Source organism: Micromonospora sp. BL4, from assembly GCF_003667505.1.
Taxonomy (GTDB): domain Bacteria; phylum Actinomycetota; class Actinomycetes; order Mycobacteriales; family Micromonosporaceae; genus Micromonospora.
This window is the reverse complement of record NZ_RCVJ01000236.1, coordinates 1-9,209: the sequence shown is the minus strand read 5'-3', so window position 1 is coordinate 9,209 and position 9,209 is coordinate 1. Positions and strand designations below refer to the sequence as shown.

The following is a 9,209-nucleotide window of genomic DNA, read 5'->3' as shown; positions in this document are numbered from 1 at the left end:
GGGGGTTGTCGCCCGGGTTGTTGATGTGCTGGGTGCGGTCGGCGTCCGTGTCGCCGGGGCGGGGGATCGCCTGGGTCGGGTCGGCGGACTGACGCGGAATCGCCTGGGTCGGGTCCGCCGACGGCGGCTGGCCGAACGGGGGCGCGGCCGGCGGGGCGGACTGCGGGGTCGGGTTGACCGGCGGGGGCGACTGCGGCGCCGACCCGAACGGCGGTGCCGACTGCGGCGCCGACCCGAACGGCGGCGAGGGCTGGCCGTACTGGCCCGGGTGCTGCGCCGGAGGGTATCCGCCCGGCTGGCCCGGGGCGGGCCAACCACCACCCGGCTGGCCGCCGGGCTGCCCCGGGGCCGGCCAGCCGCCCTGCTGCTGCGGCCAGCCCGGCTGCGGCTGACCGTAGACGCCCGGCTGGGGCTTCGGCCGCGGCACGTAGTAGAACTTCCGCCAGACCGCGTAGACCACCCAGGCGGCGGCCGCGAAGATCATCAGCCAGGCGAACCGGGTGAGCACACCGAGCAGCGCGTCGAGCACCTCGGCCTCGGCGAGCCGGCCCACCGTCCAGATCAGCATGGTCAGCGTGCCGAGCAGCGCGCTCACCGCGTACTCGCCGAGAGCCACCTGAGTGATCAGCTTCGCCTTCGGCAACACCGGCGACACGTGGGTGGCCAGCAGCACGGCCAGCAGCGGCAGGCCCACCGCCTCCAACCCGATGAACGCGAAGAACGCGCTGCCCGCACGGTCGGTGAAGGAGCTGTAGTCGTTCGGGCTGAGCAGCCGGAGCAGGCCCACGAAGAGGAACACGGCGTTGGCGCCGAGCAGCGCGAGCGCACCCAGTTCGCGTAGTGGCTTGGTCAGCTGGCGGGCCTGGGTCGCGTCGGTGGACGCGGGCTCGGCGGGGCTGGTCACGAACTCCCCCTCGGGGCGTGGACGGACAGGGCGCACGTGAGCCTAGTCTCCCGGGCCACCGGCGGACCGGAGGCGTCACGTGCGCGAGGATGGTCGACATGCGCATCGTGGTTCTGGCCGGCGGCATCGGCGGCGCCCGGTTCCTGCTCGGCGTCCGGGCGTACGCCCGAGAGGTCGGCGCCGAGGTGACCGCCGTCGTCAACGTCGGCGACGACCTGTGGCTGCACGGGTTGAAGATCTGTCCCGACCTGGACAGCGTCATGTACACCCTCGGCGGCGGCGCCGACCCCGAGCGGGGCTGGGGCCGGGTAGGCGAGGGCTGGACGGTCAAGGAGGAGCTGGCCGCGTACGGGGCGGAGCCGACCTGGTTCGGCCTCGGCGACAAGGACATCGCCACCCACCTGGTGCGCAGCACGATGCTCAATGCCGGCTACCCGCTGCACGCGGTCACCGAGGCGCTGGCGACCCGCTGGCAGCCGGGCGTACGTCTGCTCCCGGCGACCGACGACCGGCTCGAGACGCACGCGATCGTGAGCGCGAGGAGTGAGCCTGCGAGCCCCGCGGTCGCGAACAGCGCCGGCACGGCGGACGACGATAAGGGCCAGCGGGCGATCCACTTCCAGGAGTGGTGGGTGCGGTACCGGGCGGACATCCCCACCCATCGCTTCGTCTTCGTGGGCGCGGAGACGGCCAAGCCGGCACCCGGCGTGCTGGAGGCGATCGGCACGGCCGACCTGGTGTTGGTCGCGCCGAGCAACCCGGTGGTGAGCGTGGCGCCGGTGCTGGCCGTGCCGGGGCTGCGGGAGGCGGTGGCGGCCGGCCCGGCCCCGGTGGTGGGCATCTCGCCGATCATCGGCGGCGCCCCGGTCCGCGGGATGGCCGACCGCTGCCTGGCGGTGCTCGGCGTCGAGTGCAGCGCGGCCGGGGTGGGTCGACTCTACGGCGGCCGGGCGGCCGGCGGCCTGCTGGACGGCTGGCTGGTGGCCGAGGAGGACGCGGGCACGCTGGTACCGGAGGTGACGGTCCGCGCGGTGCCGTTGCGGATGACCGACGAGGCGGCGACGGCGGCGATGGTCCGCGCCGCGGTGGAGTTGACGTGAGGCTGGAGATCCTGCCGGTGCTGGGCATCGGCCACGTGACCGAGGGCGACGACCTGGCGGCCCTGATCGCCACCGCGGCGCCCTGGCTGCGCGACGGCGACGTGCTGGTCGTCACCAGCAAGATCGTCTCCAAGGCGGAGGGGCGGTTGGTCGACGTCCCGGCGGACGGGCCCGAGCGGCTGGCCGCGCGCGACGAGGTGCTGGCCTCCGAGACGGCCCGGGTGGTGGCCAGCCGAGGACCGACCCGGATCGTGCAGACCCACCACGGCTTCGTGATGGCCTCCGCCGGCATCGACGCGTCGAACGTGGACAAGACCCGGCTGGTGCTGCTGCCGGTGGACCCGGACGCCTCCGCCCGGGCGCTGCGCGCCGCGCTGCGCAAGCGCTACGACCTGGACGTCGCCGTCATCATCACCGACACGATGGGCCGGCCCTGGCGCAACGGGCTGACCGACGTGGCGCTCGGGGTGGCCGGGATGCCGGCCATCCGCGACCACCGCGGCGAGGTGGACCCGTACGGCAACGAGCTGCAGCTCACCCAGATGGCCGTGGTGGACGAGCTGGCGGGCGCCGGCGAGCTGATCAAGGGCAAGTGCGACCAGGTCCCGGTGGCGGTGGTGCGGGGCTACCTCTCCACCACCAGCGCGGACGACTCCGCCGGGGCGCGGGCGCTGGTCCGCGATGCCGCGCAGGACCTCTTCTCGCTCGGAACCGCCGAAGCTCGGGCGGCCGGGCTGACCGACGCCGCCACGCTGACCGACGGTCCCGGCCCCACGCCGGCCGACCCGGCCGCCGCACGACGGGCGATCGACGCGGTCGCCGGGGTGGTCGCTCCCGGCACGGTCTTCACCCTGGTCGACGAGGCGGACGTACGCGCCGGCCTGATCGCCAAGGTCCCCGGCTGGCCGGACGGCGCCACCGCCCTGGTGCTCGGCTCGCCACCGGCCCCGGTGGACCCGATGGACCTGGTCCGCTTCGGCGCCGACCTGCACCGGCTGCGCGTCGCCCTGGCCGCGGAGGGCGTCGGTTCGACCCTGCTCCCCCCGCCTGCCGGCAGCCCGGCCAGCGCCACCCTCGCCCTCTGACGGGCAGCCGGTCGGGTCAGGCGTCCAGCATGGCCCGGCCGAGCGGGGTCAACGTGTGCAGCACGGTGTTGCGGTCCCGGTGGCTGACCAGCAGGCCGGCGTTGCGCAGCACGGTCGCGTGCTGACTGGCCGCCGCCGGTGAGATGTTGAGCCGGCGGGCCACCTCACCCGTGGTGCAGCCGTCGTCGCTGGCCTGCAACACCGCCGCCCTGGTCCGGCCGAGCAGCGCGGCGAGCGACTCGCGGCCGGCCGGGCCCGCCCCGTCGGCCGGCGCCAGCCCGCCCAGCCGGTCCACCGGGTAGACCAGCACCGGCGGCAAGGCCGGGTCGAGCAGGGCGACCGGGGTGGCGGCGCAGAAGAACGAGGGCACGAGCAGCAGGCCCCGGCCGTCCAGGTGCAGCTCCCGACTGTGCGGGTAGTCGCGGACCTCGAGAACCCCGTCCTCCCAGCGCATCGCCGGCCGGAGACTGGTGAGCAGGCCCTCCATGCCGCCGTCGAGCAGGGCCCGGGCCCGCCGGGACCGGTCCGCCGCCACAGCGGACTGGATCCGGCTCCAGTACGGGCTGATCGCCAGCGACCGGTACTGCTCCATCGACTCGGAGAGGTGGCGCAGCGCCGCCGCCTCGCCCCGGGCCAGCGCGCCGACCGAGGACGGCAGCGGGTTCTCGGTGGCCAGCACGCTCAGGTCGCGGTGCAGCCGCTCGGTCGGGGTGCTGCGGACCGCGTCCAGGCCGGCCTCGAAGCCGTCGACGCTGGCGTACGGGGTGAGGAAGTCGGGGAAGTAGCCACGCGGCGGGCTCAACGCGAAGAGCAGCCGGAGCTGGTCGGAGGCGGCGTCCTGGCGCAGCCCTCGGGACACCGCGCGCCGCCAGTTGTCGGTCAGCGGATCACGGCTGCGGCCCTGCAGCAGGTGCAGGCTGAGGACCAACTCCCAGACCGGGTCCGCCGCCGGCGCCACCCGGGTCCGGAGGATGTCCTCGCCAGAAAAGTGGATCTTCAGCATGCAGCGCTCCTGAGCCGCCGGGCAGGGGGATGCCGGGTGGCTGTTCGACTCTACCTGGCCGGCACTTATCTCCATCTTTAAGCCTGAGCTGAAAAACCTCGACGCCTCCCGGGCCGGTTCGGCATGCTTCCAGTGCCCGAGCACGGTACCCACGCGTCACGTACGCGCGGCGCCGGGCACCGGGACCGGGGGAGGACCGGTGATCGGGCGGCACCACGAGGGTCTGCGGCCCTTGCTCCGCAGAGGTGCCGTCCGGTCGCTCCGTCGTCACGTTTCATGATGCCCCGCTCAGCCGGCCCAGAGCACGACCCGATGGTCCTCGTCGGTGACGTAGAAGTGCCGCCCGTCCAGCTCGGCCAGCCCCTCGACGTGGTGCAGCGGCGCCAGGTCCGCCACCAGCTCCCCGGCGAGCAGGTGCCGGTCCGGGGCCGCGACGCGCGGATCGCCGCCCGGCAGCCGGAAGCGGACGTGCCGGGAGGTCACGTCACCTCCGCCCGGATGGTCGTCGAGCAGCACCGAACCCTTGCCCAACGCGTCGATCGAGCCGATCACGGCCGCGTACCCGCCGTCGGAGGTCAAGGCGATCGCCCGGAACCCGGTCAGCGCGGCCGGCGGCGTCACCCCGGTCACCGCGTACGTCCCCACCGCCCGCGGCCAGGCCGGCTCCGCCGCGAACATGCCCGGCACGTCGGCCACCTCGACCAGGATCGGCTCGCCAGCCACGGTGACCGGGAAGCGCAGCCCCAGCAGCACCGTGCCGGCCGGAGTGAACGCCGCCGCCTCCACGTTCAGCGGCAGGTCGTCCGGGGCCAACCGACTCACCCAGCTCTTCTCGCGGGCGGTCCCCCGGGCCAGGGTCTCCACGATGAACCGCGCCCGCACCCGCTCCCCCGGCGGCAACGGGGTCAGCGGCGCCGCGACCAGCGCGTCGTTCACCGCCCGGTGCAGCCGGAAACGGTTGCGCACGACGTGCACCGGCACCGGCCCGGACGCCGCCTCGTCCTCCCGGAACCGGGCCACGAACGCCCGCCGGGGGCGCAGTGGGCCGGCCTTCGAGCCGAAGTGGGAGCCGAAGACGTACACCCAGCCGTCGTGGTGGGCGAGCGCCTCACCGTCCTCGGTCCGGCCGTTCTCCCGGCCGGCGTCCGCCGCGACATGCCGCGCCGTCCACTCGCCGTCGTCCACCTCCAGCAGCAGGGCCAGACAGCGCTCCACCGGTCCCTCGTCCAGCACGGTCCAGAAACCCCGCCGGGCGCCGTACGCGCGCAGCAACGCCGCCGACCGCACCGGCAGCAGATCACTGGCCTCGTTGCCGGCCACCACGAATTCGAGGGCTCGCAGGGTCACCGCGCCAGCGTACGGAGCGCACGCTCGTAGAGTGGCGGCGTGCCCGACACCGCGCTCACCGGACCCGCCGCCCACCCGACCGACCCCGAGACGTACGCCGCGCTGCACGCCGACGCCACCGCGCTGCTCGACGGCTGGCAGCCCACCAGCCCGGACGCGGCCAACGCGCGGGACAGGACCCTCGCGCTGCTCGCCGCCGGGCCGGTCACGATGAGCCGACCGCACCGCCCCGGGCACATCACCGCCAGCGCGCTGGTGCTGGACGCCACCGGCTCACGGGTGCTGCTCTGCCTGCACGGCAAGTTCGGGCGCTGGGTGCAGCTCGGCGGGCACTGCGAGCCGACCGACCAGACCCTGGCCGGCGCCGCGCTGCGCGAGGCCACCGAGGAATCCGGCATCGCCGGCCTGCGCATCGACCCGGTGCCGATCGACGTGGACATCCACCCGGTGAGCTGTCAGGGCGGTTCGCTGCATTACGACGTCCGGTTCGCCGTGCTCGCCCCGCCCGGTGCGGTGGAGCAGGTCAGCGACGAGGCCGAGGCGCTGGGCTGGTTCCCTCCGGACCGGCTCCCCGAGCCACTGGCCGGCGGGACCGCGCAACTGGTCGCGCCGGCCCTCGCGGCCCTCAGACGTAGCCCTCTTCGCCCCGCTCCTTGAGCTCGTCGACCAGGGCCTTGACGTCCTGGGCCCGGTCGCGCGGGCAGACCAGCACCGCGTCCGGGGTGTCCACCACGATCAGGTCACGCACGCCGAGGGCGGCCACCAACCGGCCGGACTGCGGCACCACCACCAGGTTGGTGCTGTCCCGCAGCAGCACACCCGGCTTGGCGTCGGTGCCGAGCACCACGTTGCCCGACGCGTCGGCCGGCAGCACGTCGCCGAGGGTGTGGAAGTCGCCGACATCGTTCCAGCCGAAGTCGCCCGGCACGGTGGCCACCCGGCCCGCCGTGGCCGCGCCCTCCATCACCGCGTAGTCGACGGAGATCTTCGGCAGGGTCGGCCAGACCGTGCCGAGCACGTCGTCCTGCTCCGGGGTGCCCCAGGCGGCGGCGATCGCGGTCACCCCGGCGTGCAGGGCCGGCTGCTGGCGCAGCAGCTCGGCGAGGAACACGTCCACCCGCCAGACGAACATGCTCGCGTTCCACAGGTGCCGGCCGGAACGGACGTACGCCTCGGCGACCTCGACGGCCGGCTTCTCCTTGAACTCGGCCACCGGACGCCATGGCGCGTCCTCGGTCGGATCGCCGGTCTCCAGGTAGCCGTAGCCGGTCTCCGGCCGGGTCGGGGTGATCCCGACCGTCATCAGCATGCCCTGCTCCGCGCCACGGACCGCTTCCCGGACCGTGCGCACCCAGTTGTCCGGGTCGCCGATCAGGTGGTCGGCCGCGAAGCTGCCCATCACCGCCTCCGGTTCGCGCAGCGCGATCACCGCGGCGGCCAGCGCGATCGCCGCGCAGGAGTCCCGGGGCGAGGGCTCGACCAGGATGTTCTCCTCGGGCAGCCCGGTCAGCTGCCGGGCGACCGCCGCGACGTGCGCGGCTCCGGTGACCACGAGTGTGCGGTCCGGTGTGGCCAGCGGCGCGAGCCGCGCCACGGTCGCCTGGAGCAGCGATGCGTTGGAGCCGGTCAGCGGATGGAGGAACTTGGGGTGGCCGGCTCGGGACAACGGCCACAACCTCGTGCCGCTGCCACCCGCCGGGATGACCGCATAGAGCATCCGCACATCATGCCCGACGGACACCGGCTGGGTGGGCGGCTCGCCATCCGGGCCCGGACGGTCACGAGCGGGCGCGGCTCCACGCGGCGATGTGCACCTCGGCGCTGGACTCCCAGGTGAACTCCTTGGCCCGGTCGAAACCGGCCTTCGCCAGCGACAACCGCCGCTGCTCGTCGTCCAGCAGCGCCGCCAGGTCGGTGCCGATCTGCTCCGGATCCTCCGATGTGTAGGCGACCGCGTCGCCGCCCACCTCGGGCAGCGAGAGCCGGGGCGTGGTCAGCACGGGGGCGGCGCAGGCCATCGCCTCCAGGATCGGCAGCCCGAACCCCTCGCCGTAGGAGGGGTAGGCCGCGACCAGCGCGCCGCCGAGGAAGCCGGGAAGGTCGGCGTAGCGCAGGTAGCCGGGGCGCAGCAGCCGCAGGTGGGACGGGACCTCGGCCACCGCCCGGTCGATGTCGTCGTCGTGCCCCTGCCCGCCGGCGATCACCAGGGCCGGCGGGTCGACCCGGTCGGCCACCGCCCGGGCCCAACCGCGGATCAGGTTGGGCACGTTCTTACGCGGCTCCTTGGCGCCGAGGAAGGCGACGTAGCTGCTGTTGCCCAACCCCAACCGGGCGCGCACCCGGGCCTTCTCCTCCTCGCTGGGCGCGTGGAAGGCGGCGTGGTCGACCCCGTGGTAGGCCACGTCGATCCGGGTCGGGTCGGCGTCGAGCAGCCGGATCAGCTCGTCCCGGGTGGCCTTGCTGGGCACGATCACCCGGTCGGCCCGGCGCAACGAGGTCTTGATCGCGCTGCGGAAGAAGGTCCGGCGGGACTTGTCGTAGTGCTCCGGCTCGGTGAAGAACGTCGCGTCGTGCACGGTGACCGTAACCGGACACCCGGCCCGCAGCGGGCAGGTGTAGAAGGGCGAATGCAGAACGTGCGCGCCCACCTGCTGAGCGAGCAGGGGCAGACCGGTCTGCTCCCAGGCGAGCCGCGCCGGACGGTGCGCCACGGCGGCCGGCGCGGGGATGATCTCCGCGCCGGGCAGCATCCGGGTGTACCGCTCCAGGTCGGTGCGGAGGCTGACCACCGCCAGCTCCACCCCCGACCCACACACCTTGCCGAGGGCACCGAGCAGACCATCGACGTATCGACCGACACCACCGCGGTCGGCGGGGACACTCGTGGCGTCGATGAGCACGCGGGGCGGGCGACCGGCGGTCACGGGGCGACTCCTTGCACTGGCGGGTCTGTGGGGAACAACACTCCGGGGGCCAAGCCTACGCCGGAGCACGGGGCCGACGCTGACTGCGACCCGACGGTACGCCGACTTGTCATCGTCTTCGAGTACGGCCCACAGGGGCGTATCGTTCGCGCCGATGGCCGACAACATTGCCCGGGTGTTCGCCGACGCGATCGCGACCGACCCGACCCGACCGTTGCTGACCTGGTACGACGATGCCAGTGGCGACCGCACCGAACTGTCCGGCGCGACACTGGCGAACTGGGTGGCGAAGACCGCCAACCTCCTCGTCGACGAGGTCGCCCTCGCCCTGGGCGATCCGGCCGGCGTGCTCCTGCCGCCGCACTGGCAGACCGCGGCCGTGCTGCTGGGTTGCTGGTCGGCCAAGCTGAGCGTGGTCGACACGCCGGGCGACGTGGACGTGCTCTTCGCCGCCGCCGACCGCCTCGACGAGGCGCAGTCCTGGTCCGCCGGCGAGCGGTACGCCCTGGGGCTGTCGCCGCTGGCACTTCCGCTGCGGCAGGTGCCACCCGGGTTCGTCGACTACGTGGTCGAGGTGCGTCGGCACGGCGACCACTTCCGCCCGCAGCCCGGACCGGGCCCCGCGGACGGTCCCCTGCTGGCCCGCGCCGAGGCGCGCGCCGCGGAGCTGGGCATCACGCCCGGCGCCCGGATCCTGATCGACGCGGCCCGCTACCCCGACCCGGTCGACTGGCTGCTCGCCCCGCTGACCCAGGCCGCCACCGTCGTCCTGTGCGCCAACCTGAACCCCACCGACCTGCCCGCCCGCCTGAAGGCGGAACAGGTGACCCACCCGCTCCCGTAACC

The 9,209-nt window shown here is 74.2% G+C and carries 9 protein-coding genes; 4 read left to right on the top strand and 5 right to left on the bottom strand.

The window, feature by feature from the left end; translation table 11 throughout:
• The coding region (locus tag EAD89_RS28900; protein WP_121677896.1) for a hypothetical protein at window positions 1–904 on the bottom strand (904 nt) is incomplete at its 3' end.
• 98 nt (window positions 905–1,002) lie between these two features.
• Between EAD89_RS28900 and cofD the strand changes: the two genes are divergently transcribed.
• Together cofD and EAD89_RS28890 are read left to right on the top strand one after the other, a co-directional pair.
• Window positions 1,003–2,004 (top strand): 2-phospho-L-lactate transferase, encoded by a 1,002-nt coding sequence (gene cofD / locus EAD89_RS28895; RefSeq protein ID WP_121677897.1) that lies wholly within the window; start codon window positions 1,003–1,005, stop codon window positions 2,002–2,004.
• Window positions 2,001–3,089, top strand: a complete 1,089-nt coding sequence (locus tag EAD89_RS28890) for a coenzyme F420-0:L-glutamate ligase (protein ID WP_121677895.1) — start codon at window positions 2,001–2,003, stop codon at window positions 3,087–3,089. Before cofD ends, EAD89_RS28890 begins: the two co-directional genes overlap by 4 nt.
• Before the next feature lie 16 nt (window positions 3,090–3,105).
• Here EAD89_RS28890 and EAD89_RS28885 read toward each other — a convergent pair whose 3' ends face one another.
• On the bottom strand, window positions 3,106–4,092 hold the full coding sequence (locus EAD89_RS28885; protein WP_121677894.1) for a winged helix-turn-helix domain-containing protein: 987 nt from the start codon (window positions 4,090–4,092) through the stop codon (window positions 3,106–3,108).
• Between the two features lie 288 nt (window positions 4,093–4,380).
• Window positions 4,381–5,439 (bottom strand): hypothetical protein, encoded by a 1,059-nt coding sequence (locus EAD89_RS28880; RefSeq protein ID WP_121677893.1) that lies wholly within the window; start codon window positions 5,437–5,439, stop codon window positions 4,381–4,383.
• Window positions 5,440–5,478: 39 nt separating this feature from the next.
• Here EAD89_RS28880 and EAD89_RS28875 point away from each other — a divergent pair, with 39 nt between their 5' ends.
• Entirely contained in the window at window positions 5,479–6,096 is a 618-nt protein-coding gene (locus EAD89_RS28875; protein WP_121657205.1) for an NUDIX hydrolase, read from the top strand.
• Here EAD89_RS28875 and EAD89_RS28870 read toward each other — a convergent pair.
• Window positions 6,065–7,156 (bottom strand): mannose-1-phosphate guanylyltransferase, encoded by a 1,092-nt coding sequence (locus EAD89_RS28870; RefSeq protein ID WP_121657206.1) that lies wholly within the window; start codon window positions 7,154–7,156, stop codon window positions 6,065–6,067. The two genes, EAD89_RS28875 and EAD89_RS28870, sit on opposite strands and share 32 nt — an antisense overlap.
• Before the next feature lie 61 nt (window positions 7,157–7,217).
• Window positions 7,218–8,363 carry a glycosyltransferase family 1 protein gene (locus EAD89_RS28865; protein WP_121657207.1) on the bottom strand — a complete coding sequence of 382 codons (1,146 nt, stop codon included), beginning with the start codon at window positions 8,361–8,363 and terminating at the stop codon, window positions 7,218–7,220.
• Window positions 8,364–8,517: 154 nt separating this feature from the next.
• Between EAD89_RS28865 and EAD89_RS28860 the strand changes: the two genes are divergently transcribed.
• The gene (locus EAD89_RS28860; protein WP_121677892.1) at window positions 8,518–9,207 is read left to right on the top strand and encodes a TIGR03089 family protein; all 690 of its coding nucleotides are present in this window, start codon (window positions 8,518–8,520) and stop codon (window positions 9,205–9,207) included.
• The last annotated feature ends 2 nt before the right edge of the window (window positions 9,208–9,209 follow it).